Genomic DNA, 16,806 nt, shown 5'->3' with positions numbered 1-16,806 from the left:
GATCGGGCTGTTCATCAACACCGTGCCCGTGCGGGTGCGGCCGCGCCCCGCGGACACGTGGGGCGAGTTCCTCGGGCGGCTGCAGGCCGAGCAGGCGGCGCTCCTCGACCACCAGCACACGGGTCTCGCCGCGATCCAGCGGCAGGCGGGGCTGGGACCGCTGTTCGACACGCTGCTGGTGTTCGAGAGCTATCCGCTGGACGAGGCGGGTGTACGGGCCTTGGAGCGCACCGCCGGCGTGCGGCTGGCCGCGGTGTCGGGGCGGGACGCGACGCACTATCCGTTCACGGTGACCGTCGTTCCGGGCGAGCGGCTGGTGCTCGGGGCGGAGTTCCGTCCCGACCTCGTCGACGGCGCTTCGGCGGCGCGGATGCTGGACCGCCTGGCTGAGCTGATGGGGACTTCGGCCGGCGCGCGCTTGAGCCGTTTGTCCACTGTGGACAGCGCGGTGCGTGGTACGATGGTGGCGGTTCCGGAGGGGACCTTGCTCGACGAGTTCGCCGCTACTGTGGCTCGTTGGCCGGATGCGGTTGCGGTGCGGTGTGGCTCGGATTCGCTGACGTTTTCGGCGTTGGCGGAGCGGGTGGAGTGTCTGGCCCGGGTGCTGGTTGCGCGAGGGGCTGGGCCGGAGCGGCCGGTGGCGGTGTTGTTGCCCCGCACGGTGGACGCGGTGGTGGCGTGGTTGGCCGCGTTGCGCTCCGGCGGTGTGTATCTGCCGATCGATGCCGGCTATCCGGCCGATCGGGTCGACTACCTGCTCGGGGATGCGCGCCCGGCGGTGGTGGTCACGCCGGAGTTGCTGGCGGAGACCGCCGATGCCGAGCTGCCGTCGTCGGTTCACCCGAACTCGGCGGCGTACCTCATCTACACGTCCGGCTCGACGGGCCGGCCGAAGGGGGTGGTGGTCGAACACGCGAGCCTGATGAACCTGTTCCAGCATCACCGCGCCCACGTCATGCCGGCGCACCGGGTCAAGGCCGGGCTTTCGGCGGCGACGGTGTTCGACACGTCGTGGGAGGGGCTGCTGTTCCTCGTCGCCGGGCATGAGCTGCACCTGCTCGACGACGAGACCCGCCGCGACCCCGACCTGTTCGTCAGCTACGTCCATGAACACGGGATCGACTTCCTCGACGTCACGCCGTCCCTCGCGGGGCCGCTGGTCGCCGCTGGGCTGCTGGACAAGCCGCCGGCGATGGTGGCGCTCGGCGGGGAGGCGGCCGACCCGAAGACGTGGACGGCGCTGCGCGAAGCTACCGCTGCCATCAACCTGTACGGGCCTACCGAGTGCACCGTCGACACGCTCATGGCCCGGCTCGAGGAGAGCGAGACGCCGTCGGTGGGGCGGCCGATCGCGAACACCCGCGCCTACATCCTGGACGCGTGGCTGCGGCCGGCCGCGCAGGGGGAGCTCTATCTGGCCGGGGCTCAGCTTGGGCGCGGATACCTCGACCGGCCTGGGCTGACCGCGTCCCGGTTCGTCGCCGATCCGTTCGTGGCCGGGGAGCGGATGTACCGCACCGGGGACGTCGTACGGCGCGCCGAGGACGGGACCATCGAGTTTGTCGGGCGGGCCGATGACCAGGTGAAGATCCGCGGGTTCCGGATCGAGCCCGGAGAGGTGGCCGCCGCGCTGCTTGAGCACCCCCGGGTTGAGCAGGCCGTGGTCGTCGCGCGCGAGGGGCGGCTCGTCGCCTACGTCGTCGGGGACCTGACCGGGCTGCGGGAGTGGGCCGCCGGGAAGCTGCCCGAGCACCTGGTGCCGGCCGCGTACGTGTCGCTCGAGCGCATTCCCGTGACCGTGGCCGGGAAGGTCGACAAGCGGGCCCTGCCGGCGCCGGACTTTGCCGGGCTGAGCAGCGGGTCCGCGCCCCGCACGGCGACCGAGGAAGTGCTGTGCGCGCTCGTCGCCGAGGTCCTCGGGCTGCCGGCCGTCGGGGTCGACGACGGGTTCTTCACGCTCGGCGGGGACAGCATCGTCAGCATCCAGCTCGTGGCCCGCGCCCGGGCGGCCGGGTTGCGGATCACGCCGCGGCAGGTGTTCGAGCTGCGCACCGTGGCCGCCATCGCCGCCGTCGCCGAGCCGCTCCAGCCGCAGTCCGCGACCGTGCCGGGCAACGCCGCCGGGGACGTGCCGCTCACGCCCGCCCTGCGGTGGCTGCTGTCGGCGGGGCCCTCGAAGCGGTACAGCCAGTCGATGGTCCTGCGCGCGCCCGCCGGGCTCACCGACGCCCAGCTCGAAGGCGCCGTCCAGGGGCTGCTCGACCGGCACGACGTGCTGCGGGCCCGGCTCACCCCGGCCGGGCTGCACATCCCGGGCCCCGGTGCGGTTCGCGCCCGGGACCTCATCAGGAACGGTCCCATCGACGCCGAGGCCGCCGCCGACCGGCTCGACCCGGCGGCCGGGATCATGCTCCAGGCCGTCCGCGACCGGGACCGGGTCCTGCTCGTCATCCACCACAGCGTCGTCGACGGCGTCTCCTGGCGCATCGTGCTCGCCGACCTGATGACCCCGGGCCGGCCCGGGACCAGCTTCCGCGAGTGGGCCGTCGGGCTGGTGAATGCCGACTCCACCAGTCAGCGCGAGTACTGGCAGACCGTTGTCGGCGCCGAGGACGAGGCGCCGCTCGGCGACCGTGCCGTCGATCCGGACCGCGACACCGTCGCCACCGCGCGGACCGTGACCGTGGACGCCGACGCCGGGCTGCTCGGCGGCCCCGGCAACGCCACCGCGCAGGACCGGCTGCTCGCCGCGCTCGCGCTCGCCATCACCCGGCGCGGCGGGCGGGACAGCCTGCTCGTCGAGCTCGAGGGGCACGGGCGGGAGGAGCAGCTCGTCCCGGGCAGCGACCTGTCCCGCACCGTCGGGTGGTTCACGACCGAGTACCCGGTGCGGCTCACGCCCGGCGGCGGCGGCCCCGCGGCCGCGCTCAAGGCGGTCCGGGGTCAGCTGCGCGCGGTGCCCGACAACGGGGCGCGGTTCGGGCTGCTGGACCTCGGCGGGCCCCGGCCGCAGGTCACGTTCAACTACTTGGGGCGATTCGGCGGTACCGACGCGGAAAACGGCGACTGGGAACCCATCGGCGGCCTCGGCGGTGCGGCCGACCCGGCGATGCCCCTCGCGCGGACCCTGGAAATCAACGCGTCCGTCGTCGACGGCCGGCTCCGCGCCGCGCTCACCTATCCTGCCGGGGTCATCGCCGAGGAGACCGTGCGGGACATCGCCGCCGGCTGGTTCGCGGCGCTCGCCGAACTGTCCACTGTGGACGCCGGCCGCACGCCGTCCGACCTGCTGCAGCCGGGAGTGGCGCAGGACGAGATCGAGGCGCTGGAGCGGCGGCCGGGCGGGCTGGCCGACGTGTGGCCGCTGACGCCGCTGCAGGAGGGGCTCGTGTTCCTGGCCGCGCTGGCCGAGGACGTCGACCCGTACGTGGTGCAGCAGGTCCTCGACCTCGAAGGCCCGCTCGACGCCCGGCGCCTGCGGGAGGCCGGGCAGGCGCTGCTCGACCGGCACGCCACCCTGCGCGTCGCGTTCCCGGGCGGGCCCGGCGGCGTGCTGCGGCAGGCCGTGGCCGCGCGGGCCGAGCTGCCGTGGTCCGAAGTGGACCTGACCGGGGCGGCCGACCCCGGCGCGGCGTTCGAACGGCTCGCCGCCGCCGACCGCGGCCGGGCCTTCGACCTCGCGCAGGCGCCCCTGCTGCGACTCACCCTCGTCCGGCTGCCCGGCCGGCACAAGCTCGTGCTCACCAACCACCACGTGCTGCTCGACGGGTGGTCCACGCCGCTCGCCGTGCGGGACCTGTTCGACCTGTACGCCGGGCGCGACCTGCCGCGGCCGCGCCCGTACGAGGAGTACCTGCGCTGGCTGCAGCGCACCGACCGCGCCGCCGCCGAGGAGGCGTGGGGCCGGGCGCTGGCCGGGATCGAGGAGCCGACGCTCGTCGCGCCCGCGGCCGGCCCGGTCGACGCCCGGCCCGGCCAGCTCGAACGGGAGCTGCCGGCCGAGGTCACCGCGCGGCTCGCCGCCCTCGCGCGGGAGCGGCAGGTCACCCTGAACACCGTCGTGCAGGCGGCCTGGGCGGTGCTGCTCGTCCAGCTCACCGGCCGCACCGACGTCGTCTTCGGCACCACCGTCTCGGGCCGCCCGGCCCAGGTGCCCGGCGTCGAGGACATGATCGGCTTCTTCATCAACACGCTGCCGGTCCGCGTGCCGCTCGACCCCGCCGAGTCCTGGACCGCGCTGCTCGACCGGCTCCAGGCCGGGCAGGCCGCGCTCCTGGAGCACCAGCACCTCCCGCTGACCGACATCCAGCGCCGCGCGGGGATCGGCGAGCTGTTCGACACGCTCACCATCTTCGAGAGCTACCCGCTCGACGGCGACGCGCTGCAGGCCGCGACCGGCGCCGGCGGCCTGCGGATGACCGGCGTGACCGGCGACGACGCCCCGCACTACCCGCTCACCCTCGCCGTCGCGCCCGGCGAGCGGCTCCGGCTCGGCCTGGCCTACCGCGGCGACCTGTTCTCCGAGCGATTCGCCGAGGACCTCATCGACCGGTACGGCACGATCCTCGCCACCCTCGCCGCCCGCCCCTCCGCCCCGGTCGGCCGCGCCCTCGCCGAGTTCGGGCCGCCCGGCCTCGACGGCGAGCAGCACCCGGTCCCCGCCACGACCCTGCCCGACCTGTTCCGGGCCGCCGTCGCCGCCCACCCGGACGCGGTCGCGCTGCGGTTCGAGGGCACGGAGCTGACGTACGCCGAACTCGACGCGCGCGTGGACCGGCTCGCCGCCCGCCTGCACGAGCGCGGTGTCCGGCCCGAGAGCGTCGTCGCCGTGGCCCTGCCCAGGTCGCTGGAGCTCGTCATCGCGCTGCACGCCGTCCAGCGCGCGGGCGCGGCCTATCTGCCGCTGGACCCCGCCCACCCGCGCGAGCGCAACGAGATGCTGGTGGCGGATGCGGGGGCACAGGCGGTACTGACGGCGGAATCGGTGCGGGAGAACCCGGCGGGATCGTGGGACGCGCCGAGGGTTCTTCCCGGCACGGCGGCCTATGTCATCTACACCTCCGGCTCGACCGGCCGCCCCAAGGGTGTCACCGTCACGCACCGCGCGATCGTCAACCGTCTCATGTGGATGCAGGCGGAGTATCCTCTGGAGCGGGGCGAGCGGGTCCTGCAGAAGACCCCGGCCGGCTTCGACGTGTCGGTGTGGGAGTTCTTCTGGCCGCTCATCACGGGCGCGACCCTGGTCATCGCCAGGCCCGACGGCCACCGCGACCCGGCCTATCTGGCCGATCTCATCCGGCACTCCGGGATTTCCACCGTCCATTTTGTACCGTCCATGCTCCGTGCCTTCCTCGCCGAGCCCACGGCGGCGGGGGCACCCCTGCGCCGCGTCATCGCCAGCGGCGAGGCCCTGCCCGCCGAGGTGGCCGCGCGGTTCGCCGAGGTGCTGCCGGGCGTCGAACTGCACAACCTGTACGGCCCGACGGAGGCCGCGGTCGACGTCACGTTCCACGCGGTCTCGGGCGGCACGGCCCCGGTCCCGATCGGCCTTCCGGTCTGGAACACCCGCACGTACATCCTCGACCCCTGGCTCCGCCCCGCGGCGCAGGGCGAGCTGTACCTCGCGGGAGTGCAGCTGGCCCGCGGCTACCTGGGCCGGGCCGGCCTGACCGCGACCAGGTTCGTCGCGGACCCGTTCGTCCCGGGCGAGCGGATGTACCGCACCGGCGACCTGGCCCGCCTGGACCCCGACGGCCGGATCGTCTACGCGGGCCGCACCGACGACCAGGTGAAGATCCGCGGCCAGCGGGTCGAACCGGGCGAGATCGCCGCCGTGCTGGCGTCCCACGAGGACGTCGCCGAGGCGGTCGTGGTGGCCCGCGAAGGCCGCCTGATCGCGTACGTCGTCGGCGCGGTCGACCGCGCCTGGGTCGCCGAGCGCCTGCCGGAGCACATGGTCCCGGCCGCGTTCGTAGCGCTGGACGCGCTGCCGGTGACCGGCAACGGCAAGCTGGACCGCAAGGCCCTGCCCGCCCCGGACTTCGCGTCCCAGGCCGGCCACGACGAGCCGCGCACCGAGGCCGAGGCGGTTCTGGCCCGCCTGGTCGCCGACGTGCTTGGCCTGCCCCGGGCCGGCGTCCGCGACGGCTTCTTCGCCCTCGGCGGCGACAGCATCCTGGCCCTGCAACTGACCGCCCGGGCGAGGGAGGCGGGCTGGCGGATCACGGCCCGCGACGTCTTCGCCCGCCCGACGGTGGAGGGCCTGGCCGCGGTGGCCGTCCCGCTCGTGGAGGAGCGGCGGGACCGGTCGGCGGGCTGGGGCTTCGTCCCGGCCACGCCCATCATGCTGACCCCGGGCGCGGACGACGCCCGGCTCTCCCAGTCGATGCGGCTGCGCGCCCCGGCCGGCCTGACGGTGGCGGACCTGACGCAACGCGTGCAGGCGTTGCTGGACCGCCACGACGTGCTGCGGGCCACCTGGACCGGCACCGGCCTGCAGATCCCGCCCCCGGGTTCGGTGGGCGCTGCGGCGCTGGTGGGCGCGGCGGATCTCGACCCTGCCGCGGGCCGGATGCTGCGCGCGGTGCTCTCGGCCGACGAGATCCTGCTGGAAATCCACCATCTGGCGGTGGACGCGGTCTCCTGGCCGACCCTGCTGGCCGATCTGGCAGCGGAGTCCACTGTGGATCCCGGAACGTCCTTCCGGGAGTGGGTGCTGGCCCTCGGCGAGCTCGACCGGGCGTACGAGCTGCCCTATTGGCGGTCCATTGTGGATGGTGCCGCGCAGGGTCATGTGTTGGACGCGGATCGGGATACACTGGGGACGCTCGACCAGGTCACGGCCCGCGTTCCCGTGGTGGCCCTGCCCCACTACCGCGCGAACCAACAGGACGTGCTGCTGGCCGCCCTCGCCCTGGTGCGCCGCGACGTCCTGGTGGAGCTGGAAGGCCACGGCCGCGAAGAGGCCCTCCTGCCCGGCGCCGACCTGTCGCGCACGGTGGGCTGGTTCACGACCACCCACCCGGTCCGCCTCACGACCACGGGCGACGACCCCGAGACCGCGCTGAAGGCCGTCAAGGAACAGCTGCGCGCGGCCCCCGACGGCGGCATCGGCTACGGCCTGCTCCGGGACAGGCTTCCGCACGTGACGCCGCCGATTCTGTTCAACTACCTCGGCCAACAGCACGGCGCTGCCTCCGACGAGGTTGACCGCCCCTGGACCCCGATCGACGGGCTGCGCGGCGACGCCGGGGACCAGCTGCCGGTCCGGCACCCCTACGCCGTCGAGGCGTCCATCGTGGACGGCGACCTCCGCCTGTCGATCGCCTACCCGCGCCACGCGGTAGGAGATGCCGGGGAACTCCTGGCCGCGTGGGTCGCTGCCATCCAGCGTATCGGGACGCTCGTAAACCACCAGGGTGCCTGCACCCCGTCCGACGTGCTTGCCCCCGTCGACCAACCTGAGCTCGACGAACTCGGCGAGCGGTTCCCCGGCCTCGTCGACGTGCTGCCGCTCACGCCGCTGCAGGAAGGGCTGTTCTACCTGCATCAGCTCGATGACACCGGGTACGCCGTGCAGCAGAGCCTCGAACTCGAAGGGCCCCTCGACGCCGACCGGCTCCGCGCCGCCGCCGCCAGCCTGCTCGAGCGGCATCCCAACCTGCGGGCCGCGTTCACCACCACCGCCACGGGCCGGCCGGTGCAGGTCATCCCGGCGAAGGCCGAGGTTCCCTGGCGGTACGACGACTATGATGCCCTTGGCGGCGCCGACGAGGAACGTGCCCGGCCGTTCGACCTGGCCGCCGCGCCCCTGCTGCGGATGCTCCTGCAGCGGCACGACGACCAGCGGCATACGCTCGTCATCACCCAGCACCACCTGCTGGTCGACGGGTGGTCCGGGCCGCTGATCGCGCGGGAGCTGTTCGGCGCGTACGCGGGGACGCTGCCCGCGCCGGCCCGGCCGTATCGGGACTTCCTGGCCTGGCTGGCCGCCGCCGACAAGAGCGCCGCCGAAGAGGCCTGGCGCGCCGCCCTCGCCGGGGTCGGGGAGCCGACCCTCGTCGCGCCCGGGGCCACCGGGCGGGCCGGAGGGCTTCCCGGGGAGCTCGGTGCCGAACTGCCGGCGGCTGCCGCCGCGTTCGCCAAGGCGACCGGGGTCACGCTCAACACGCTCGTGCAAGGGCTGTGGGCGGTCCTGCTCGGCCGGCTCACCGGGCGCGACGACGTCGTGTTCGGGGCCACCGTCGCCGGGCGGCCGCCCGAGCTCGCCGGGGCCGGCGACATGATCGGGCTGTTCATCAACACGGTACCGGTCCGGGCGGCACTCACAGCCGGCGAGAGCTGGGCGGACTTCCTGCACCGGCTGCAGCGGAGCCAGGCCGAGCTGCTCGCGCACCAGCACCTCGGGCTCGCGGACATCCAGCGGCTCGCGGGAGGCGGGGAGCTGTTCGACACCCTGGTGGTGTTCGAGAGCTACCCGGTGGACGAGGAGCGGCTCGACGACAGCCAGCGCGCCGCCGGGCTCAAGCTCGCCGACGTCACCGCCCGGGATGCGACGCACTATCCGCTGACGCTCGTCGCGGCGGATGACGACGGGTTGCACCTGACGCTGGAGTACCGCTCCGACGTGTTCGACGCCGCGACCGCGCGGCTGCTGCTCGACCGCCTCGTGGCGCTCGCCGGTGAGCTGGCCGCCGACCCGTCGCGGGCCGTGGACCGGGCGGACGCGCTGACTCCGGCCGAGCGGCGGCGGATCCTCGTCGACTGGAACGCCGGATCGGTCGAGGTCACGCCGGCGACGCTGCCGGGGCTGGTGGCCGGGTGGGCCGCCCGTACGCCGGACAACATCGCGCTCGTCGTGGGGGAGCGGCGGTGGAGCTACGCGCAGCTGGCCGCCGAGGCCGAGACCCTCGCCGGGGTGCTTGCCGCGCGCGGGGCCGAACCCGGACGGCTCGTCGCGCTCGTGCTGCCCCGCGGGCACCACATCGTGCCGGCGATTCTCGGGGCGATGGGCTCCGGCGCGGCGTACCTCCCGATCGACCCCGAGTACCCGCCCGCCCGGATCGCCGCCATGCTCGACGACGCGAAACCGGTCGTGACGCTCGCCGTGAAGTCCACTGTGGACCTGCTGCCGGCCGGCCTCGAGACGCTCGTGCTAGACGGGCACCTGCACACCGCGACGGCGACGCCCGCACCGATCACGCCGGACCACCCGGCGTACGTGATCTACACGTCCGGCTCGACCGGGCGGCCCAAGGGCGTGCTCGTCCCGCACCGCACGGTGGTCAATCTCCACGCCAGCCACCGGCACCGCATCCTCGGGCCGGCGGCGGAGCGGCTCGGGCGGCCGCTGCGCATCGCGCACAACTGGTCGTTCGCGTTCGACGCGTCCTGGCAGCCACTGCTGGCGCTGCTCGGCGGGGACGAGCTGCACCTCGTGACCGACGAGCCGCGCCGGGACCCGCGGCTGCTCGCCGCGCTGCTGCGCGACAGCGGCATCGACGTCATCGAGGTGGCGCCCTCGCACCTGGAGCAGCTGCTCGCGGCCGGGTTCGACGCGGCCGGACTCGCCGTCCTCGGGGTCGGCGGGGAGGCCGTGCCCGATCCGCTCTGGGCGGCCATGGCCGCGCTGCCCGACACCGAGTCGTACAACTTCTACGGCCCCACCGAGTGCACCGTCGACGCCGTCGTGCAGCGGGTCAAGGAGGTCCCGCGGGCGCTCATCGGGCGGCCCGTCGCGAACCTCACGCTGTACGTGCTCGACAACCGCCTGCGGCCCGTCCCGCCCGGCGTCGCCGGGGAGCTCTACATCGGCGGCGCGCAGCTCGCGCTCGGCTACCTTCGCCGCGCCGGACTCACCGCCGAGCGGTTCGTCGCCGATCCGTTCACGAACCAACCCGGAGCCCGCATGTACCGCACCGGCGACGTCGCGCGCTGGACCGCCGACGGCCGCATCGACTATCTGGGCCGGGCCGACGATCAGGTGAAGATCCGCGGCCATCGGGTCGAGCCCGGTGAGGTCGCGGTCGCGCTGGCCGGACACCCGGATGTCGCCCAGTGCGTCGTCGTGGCCGAGGGCGGCCGCCTGATCGCCTACATCGTCGGAGCGACCGCCGAACCGCAGGCGGTCAGGGCCTGGGCCGGGCAGCGGCTGCCCGCCTACCTGGTGCCGGCCGCGGTGGTGCGGCTCGACGCGATTCCGCTGACCGTCAACGGCAAGCTCGACCGGGCCGCGCTGCCCAGGCCCGAGCACACCGCCACCGGGCGGCCGCCGCGGGGGGAGGCCGAGGAGCGGCTGGCCGCGCTGTTCGCCACGGCGCTCGGGATCGACGGCGTCGGGGCCGAGGAGAGCTTCTTCGACCTCGGCGGGGACAGCATCGCGGCGATGCGGCTCACCAGTGCGGCCCGCGCGGCCGGGGTCGAGCTGCGGCTGCGGGATCTGCTGGAGCTCCGTACCGTCGCAGCCCTGGCGGTGCGCGCATGAGCCCCTCCGCGCTGTTGCAATGGTGCCTGCGCCACGCCGGCAAGGGCGTCGGCGCGTCCTGGGTGGGCGGGTTGCTGTACCAGGGCGGCCTGATCCTGCTCCCGTGGTGCCTCGGCCGCGCGCTCGACGACGGGATCACCGCGGGGAACCGTCCCGCGCTGTTCTGGTGGGCGGGGGCGACCCTGGCCGTGTCCGTCGCGCTGACCGGGGCCGAGTTCGCGATGCGGTGGTGGGCCGCGCTGGCCGGGGTGCGGGCCGGCAACGCGCTGCTGCTGCGGCTGGCCGACCGGATTCTGGGCTGGGACACCGCGACCGCGGGCCGGTTCTCCACCGGGGACCTCGTCACCCGCGGGACCCGGGACGTCGAGACGCTCATCGTGTGGATCGCCACCGTGCCGTCGCTCGTGAGCGGGGTGCTCGGGTTCGCCGCCGTCATCGTGGTGGTCGCCACGCTCGGGCCGGCGCTCGCCGCCATCGGCCTCGCCACGGTCCCCCTGCTGATCCTGATCAATCTCTGGTACCCGAGGAAGTACGAGCGCGCCAACAGCGCCCTGTCCGTGGCGCACAGCGCGCGGGCCGACGCCGTCGAGGACCTGCTCTCGGCGAGCACGGCGGTCCGCGGGCTGGGCGGGGAGACCGAGCTGGTCCGGCGGCATCGGGGGGCCAGCGACGACGTCCGGGAGCGCACCCTGGCGCTGGCCCGGGTCGCGGCCTCGTGGGCGGCGCACGCGCCGTTCGTGCCCTGGCTCGCCACCGCGGTCGGGGTCGGCGTCGGCGGCCTGCTCGTGCTCGACGGCGCGTTCTCCGTCGGCGGGCTGGTCTCCTTCGCCAGCTGGATGACGCTGCTCGGCCGCCAGGTGATGATGCTGACGTTCCGGTTCAACCAGCTCGGCGACGCCTGGACGGCGGCCGGGCGGATCGGCGCGGTCCTCGACGCCGGTCCGGCGCGGCCCAAGGGCACCGCGGCCGCCCAGGACGGTGCGCTGACCGCCGAAGACCTCACGGTCGAGCGCGCCGGCCGCGCACCGATCAAGCTGCCCGACCTGACGATCGAGCACAACGCGTTCGTCGCGGTCGTCGGCGGCGTCGGGACCGGCAAGACCACCCTCCTGCGCCTGCTCGCCGGGCTGGAGGAGCCGAGCGCCGGCAAGGTCACGTACGGCGGGACCGACCTGCGGGAGCTGGACCCCGGCAACCTGCGCGGGGCGGTGACCATCGTCGGCCAGCGCCCGCTGCTGCTGTCCGGCACCATCGCCGACAACCTGCGCCTGGGCCGCGCCGAGCTGAGCGACGACGACTTGAGGGCGGCGTGCCGTACCGCGGCGATCGACGCCTTCATCGCCGACCTCCCGGACGGCCTGGCGACGGAGGTGGGGGAGCGCGGCAACACGGTCTCCGGCGGGCAGCTCCAGCGCCTCGCCCTGGCCCGCGGCCTGCTGCGCGGCGCGCGGGTGCTGCTGCTGGACGACGTCACCTCGGCCGTCGACGCCGCCACCGAGCAGCGCATCCTCCGCGGCCTGCGCGAGCTCGGCGTGACGATCGTCTTCGCCACGTCCCGCCCCGCGGTCGCGGAACAAGCCGACCGCGTGATCGACCTGGGTGCGGGCCTGAGTGCCAGGAGCGAGCAGGAGGAGCTGGTGAGCCGTGGCTGACGTACGCATGCTCGCCGAGGAGCCGGACCTGCGCCACGTCCTGCGCCGGGCCTGGCCGCACCTGCGCGCGCACAAGGGCGCGGTCGCCGCCGGGGTCGCGGTCAACCTGGTCTCCACGCTCGCGCTGACCCTGATCCCGGTGCTCATCGGGCGGGCCGTCGACCGGCTGCTCGACCACGACCGGCACGGGCTGCTCGTCACCGCCGGCACCGTGCTCGGCCTGGTCGTCGCCCGCACGATCCTGCTGCGCTGGTCCGAGGTGCTGCTGACCCGGGCCGGCGAGCGGGTCGTGCAGGGGCTGCGCGACCTGGTGGTGCGCCGGCTGGGCGAGACCCCGCTGCGGTTCCTGGAGGCGCACCGGGGCGGCGACCTGCTGCGCCGGGCCACGGTGGAGATCGCCGAGCTGGCCACGTTCGTGCGCAGCCAGCTGCCGGACCTGATCTCGCTCGGCGGGTACCTCGTGTTCACCGCGATCGTCCTGATCAGCTCCTCGTGGGAGCTGTCCGGGGTGCTGCTGCTCGTGTTCGGGCCGCCGATGTGGTGGATCACCCGCCGGTTCCGGCGGGCCGCCGAGGACGCCTACCCGGCCGAGGCCGCGGCCCAGGCCACGCTGTCGGCGACGTTCACCGAGAGCCTGCAGGCCCGCGAGCAGCTGCAGATCGACGGGGCCACCGGCACCTGGCTGGCCCGGATGCGCGCGGACGCCGGCGGGTACCTCACCACCGCCCGCGCGGCCCAGCGCGCCGCCACCTGGATCGACGTCACCTGGGTCGTGCAGGGCCTGACCAGCGCCGCCCTGCTCGTGGTGGGCGGCCTGCTGGCGGGCGCCGACGTGGTGACGGTCGGCGTGGTGGTCACGTTCGTGCTGGCCAGCCGCGACCTGTTCAGCTCCGTCGACGACTTCACGCTGGTCGCCGGGGAGATGCTGGAGTCCCGCGTCGGCCTCGCCCGTCTCCTCGACCTGCTGGACGCGGCCGAGCCCCCCGCGCGCACCGAAGTGCGCGAGCGGGCGGAGACCAAAACCAACAGGGGATTGGTGGCGGACGGGGTCTCGTACGCGTACCGCGACGGGGAGCCGGTGCTGCACGACGTCTCGGTGACCTTCGCGCCCGGCGAGCACGCGGGCCTCGTCGGCGAGACCGGCTCGGGGAAGACGACCCTCGCGAAGCTGCTGTGCGGGCTGTACCGGCCCGACGGCGGCAGCGTCCGCCACGACGGCGCCGAGCTGGCCGCGCTCGACCCGGCCGAGCTGCGCCGCCGCCTGGTGCTCATCCCGCAGCAGGTGCACGTCATCTCCGGCACCCTGGCCGACAACCTGGCGCTGACCCCCGGACGGCCGGGCCGCGCCGACTTCGCCGCGGCCGCCGACCGGCTCGGGCTGACCGGCTGGGTCGAGGGGCTGCCCGGCGGCTTCGACGCCCCGCTCGGCCGGCGCGGGGAGCGGTTCTCGGCCGGCGAGCGGCAGCTGGTCGGCCTGGTCCGGGCCGCGATGATCGACCCCGACGTGCTCATCCTCGACGAGGCCACCGCCGACCTCGACCCGCGCACCGCCCACCGCATCGAGGCCGCCCTGGCCACCCTGCGCCGCGACCGCACGGTCCTGGTCATCGCCCACCGCACCAGCACGATCGAGCGCCTGCCGCGCATCGTCCGCCTGCACTCCGGCCGCGTCGTGGAGCCGACGCCGGCCGGCCGCGTCGCTGCCGACGTGGCATTTGTCGCCCAAAGGGAGGAACCATGCCCCTGATCGAGGTCAACGGTGTCCGGCTCAACGTGCAGAGGACCGGAGCGGGCCCGCTCGTCCTGATGCTGGCCGGGACGGGCGCGCGCGGCCGGACGTGGCACCTCTACCAGGTGCCGGCCCTCGTCGCCGCCGGGTTCACGGCCGTCACCTTCGACGCCCGCGGCATCCCGCCGTCGGACGCGCCCGACCTGGTCACCTTCGCCGATCTCGTGGCCGACGCGACCGCGCTCGTCGAGCACCTCGACGCCGGACCGGTCCGGCTGGTCGGCTCGTCGATGGGCGCCCGGGTCGCCGCCGAGGTGTGCCTGCGCCGTCCCGACCTCGTCGACCGGGCCGTGCTCATGGCCACCTTCGGCCGCCAGGGTGCCTTCCTGGCCGCGATGAGCGAGGCCGAGCGCGCGGTCGCCGGCGCGGACATCCCGCCGCTCTACCGGGCCGTGGTCCGGGCCGCCTTCAACCTCTCGCCGCGCACCCTCGCCGACGACCGGCTCGCCCAGGACTGGCTCGACATCTTCGCCGCACCCCTGCACCCGGAAGACGAGAGCCGGACCGAGCTCGGCAGCGAGGACGACCGGCTCGACGACTACGGCCGCATCCGCACGCCCTGCCTGGTCGTGGGGTTCGCCGACGACCTGGTCGCGCCCGCGCCGCTCGGCCGCGAGGTGGCCAAGGCCATCCCCGGCGCCCGGTACGCCGAGATCCCCGACGCCGGCCACTACGGATACCTCGAACGACCCGAACGGCTCAACGCCGAGCTGCTGCAGTTCATGACGGCCAAGGAGACCAGCGCATGACCATCGCCCGCGACGTCGAGCTCGTCTGGCACGACCTCACCCCGAGACTGCTCGAGGTGCGGCGCGTGCACCGGCTCAGCCCCGGCATGGTCCGCGTGACCTTCGGCGGCGAGCAGCTCGACGGATTCTGTTACGCCGCCCCCGACGACCACGTCAAGGTGTTCTTCCCCGAGCCCGGGGCCGAGCTGCCGGTGATGCCGACGCTGGGCGAGGACGGGCTCGAGCCGCCGCCGCCCGGGCAGCCGCTGCCGATCTTCCGCGACTACACCGTCCGGTTCCTGCGCCCCGAGCGGCGCGAGCTCGACATCGACTTCGCGCTGCACGGGCACGGGCCCGGCGGTTCGTGGGCGGCCCAGGCGGCACCGGGGCAGCGGCTGGGGATCCTCGGGCCGCGGGGGTCGAACCTCGTGCCCCTCACCTTCGACTGGTATCTGCTCGGGGCCGACGAGACCGCCCTGCCGGCGCTGGCCGCGTGGCTGGAGCGGCTCCCCGAGGGCGCGAAGGTGATCGCGCGGATCGAGGTGGCCGGCGGCGCCGAGGAGCAGCCGCTGCCGACCCGGGCCGACGCCGACGTGCGCTGGCTGCACCGGGAGCGCGGCGAGTCGCTGCAGCGGGAGCTGACCGGGCTCGCGCTGCCCGACGGCGACGGCTACGTGTGGGTCGCCGGCGAGGCGGGCGGGCTCAAGCCGATCCGCCGGCACATCCGCGCGACTGGGCTCAATAGAAAATGGACAGAAATCGATGGGTATTGGAAGCGTGGAGTGGTGAACCTCGATCACCACGAAGGGGAAGACGGTGACTAGTCCACTACCCAGCCTCGCTCCGCACGCCCTGCTGCTGTTCCTGCTGCAGGTCTCCGTCCTGCTGCTCATCGCGCTCGCGCTGGGCCGGGTCGCGGTCCGGTTCAAGCTGCCCGCCCTCGTCGGCGAGCTGCTGACCGGCGTGATCATCGGCCCGTCGCTGCTGGGCGCCTGGTCGCCCGGGTTCCTGCGCTGGCTGTTCCCGGCCGACGCCAACCAGCTGCACCTCGTCGACGCCGTCGGGCAGGTCGGCGTGCTGCTGCTCGTCGGGGTGACCGGCGCCCAGCTCGACGCCGGGATGATCCGCCGGCGCGGCCTGACCGGGCTGCGGGTGAGCCTCTCCGGGTTGCTGCTGCCCCTCGCCCTCGGCATCGCCGCCGGGTTCCTGGTGCCGGCGGCGCTGCTGACCGGCCGTACCGATCGATGGGTCTTCGCGTTGTTCCTCGGCGTGGCGATGTGTGTCACCGCGATCCCGGTGATCGCCAAGACGCTCGCCGACATGGGCCTGCTGCACCGCGACATCGGGCAGCTGACCCTGGCCGCCGGTTCGTTCGACGACGCGATCGGCTGGTTCCTGCTGTCGGTGGTCGCGGCCGCCGCCACCACCGGCGTGCACGCGGGATCCGTCGTCCTGTCCGTCGTGTACCTCCTGGGCTTCCTCGCCGCCGCCCTGCTGATCGGCCGCCCGCTGGTCCGCTGGGTCATGCGGCTCGCCGCCCGCTCGGCCGAGGGCGGGGTGCGGGTCACCGTCGCGGTGATCCTGGTCCTGCTCGGCGCGGCCGCCACCCAGTCGATGGGCATGGAGGCGCTGTTCGGGGCGTTCGTGGCCGGCATCCTCATCGGGCAGACCCGGGAGAGGCCCGGCGAGCTCGACGCCCGGCCCGGCCGGCCGCTGTGGACCGACCTGGCGCCGCTGCGCACGGTGGTGCTCTCGGTGCTCGCGCCGATCTTCCTGGCCACCGCCGGGCTGCGGGTGGACCTCACCGCCCTGGCCGACCCGAAGGTGCTCCTGGCCGGGATCGCGCTGCTGCTGCTCGCGATCGCCGGCAAGTTCGTCGGCGCCTACGCCGGCGCGCGGGCCAGCCGGCTGTCGCACTGGGAGGGCATCGCGCTCGGCGCCGGGATGAACTCCCGCGGCGTGGTCGAGGTCGTGGTGGCCACCACCGGCCTGCGGCTGGGGGTGCTGTCCACCGCGACCTACACGGTGGTCGTCCTCATCGCGGTCGTCACCTCGGTGATGGGCCCGCCGATCCTGCGCCGGGCCATGACCCGCGTGCAGCAGTCCGAGCAGGAACGCGATCGGGAGCAGGCCCTCTCGGGAACGCCAGCTTAG

General features: G+C 74.5%; 6 protein-coding genes (1 of these 6 cut by a window edge). All 6 read left to right on the top strand.

Features of this window, described 5'->3' with window-relative positions; genetic code table 11:
• Tightly spaced (each overlapping or abutting the next), the 6 genes in view from ACQPZ4_RS37890 to ACQPZ4_RS37865 form a layout consistent with a single transcriptional unit that may run on beyond the window.
• On the top strand, positions 1 to 10,483 hold the 3' portion of the coding sequence (locus ACQPZ4_RS37890) for an amino acid adenylation domain-containing protein (RefSeq protein WP_433047025.1). It extends 818 nt beyond the left edge of the window; 10,483 of the gene's 11,301 nt are visible here — the last part of the coding sequence; its start codon lies beyond the left edge, outside the window; it ends in the stop codon at positions 10,481 to 10,483.
• Positions 10,480 to 12,135 (top strand): ABC transporter ATP-binding protein, encoded by a 1,656-nt coding sequence (locus ACQPZ4_RS37885; protein ID WP_433047022.1) that lies wholly within the window; start codon positions 10,480 to 10,482, stop codon positions 12,133 to 12,135. The genes ACQPZ4_RS37890 and ACQPZ4_RS37885 overlap by 4 nt, the downstream gene beginning before the upstream one ends.
• On the top strand, positions 12,128 to 13,882 hold the full coding sequence (locus ACQPZ4_RS37880) for an ABC transporter ATP-binding protein (protein WP_433047019.1): 1,755 nt from the start codon (positions 12,128 to 12,130) through the stop codon (positions 13,880 to 13,882). The genes ACQPZ4_RS37885 and ACQPZ4_RS37880 overlap by 8 nt, the downstream gene beginning before the upstream one ends.
• A complete protein-coding gene (locus ACQPZ4_RS37875) occupies positions 13,873 to 14,673 on the top strand; it encodes an alpha/beta fold hydrolase (RefSeq protein WP_433047016.1) in 801 nt (266 codons plus the stop codon). Before ACQPZ4_RS37880 ends, ACQPZ4_RS37875 begins: the two co-directional genes overlap by 10 nt.
• Positions 14,670 to 15,476, top strand: a complete 807-nt coding sequence (locus tag ACQPZ4_RS37870) for a siderophore-interacting protein (RefSeq protein ID WP_433047013.1) — start codon at positions 14,670 to 14,672, stop codon at positions 15,474 to 15,476. The genes ACQPZ4_RS37875 and ACQPZ4_RS37870 overlap by 4 nt, the downstream gene beginning before the upstream one ends.
• A complete protein-coding gene (locus ACQPZ4_RS37865) occupies positions 15,469 to 16,806 on the top strand; it encodes a cation:proton antiporter (RefSeq protein WP_433047010.1) in 1,338 nt (445 codons plus the stop codon). The genes ACQPZ4_RS37870 and ACQPZ4_RS37865 overlap by 8 nt, the downstream gene beginning before the upstream one ends.

It is taken from the genome of Dactylosporangium sp. CS-033363, assembly GCF_050942475.1.
Taxonomy (GTDB): Bacteria; Actinomycetota; Actinomycetes; order Mycobacteriales; family Micromonosporaceae; genus Dactylosporangium.
The sequence above is the reverse complement of the archived record's forward strand: the minus strand, read 5'-3'. Positions and strand labels throughout refer to the sequence as shown.

What these genes read in the sequence shown, in the direction of transcription:
- ACQPZ4_RS37885 (WP_433047022.1), top strand. Translation starts at nt 10,480, where the DNA reads ATGAGCCCCTCCGCGCTGTTGCAATGGTGCCTGCGCCACGCCGGCAAG.
- ACQPZ4_RS37875 (WP_433047016.1), top strand. Translation starts at nt 13,873, where the DNA reads ATGCCCCTGATCGAGGTCAACGGTGTCCGGCTCAACGTGCAGAGGACC.
- ACQPZ4_RS37870 (WP_433047013.1), top strand. Translation starts at nt 14,670, where the DNA reads ATGACCATCGCCCGCGACGTCGAGCTCGTCTGGCACGACCTCACCCCG.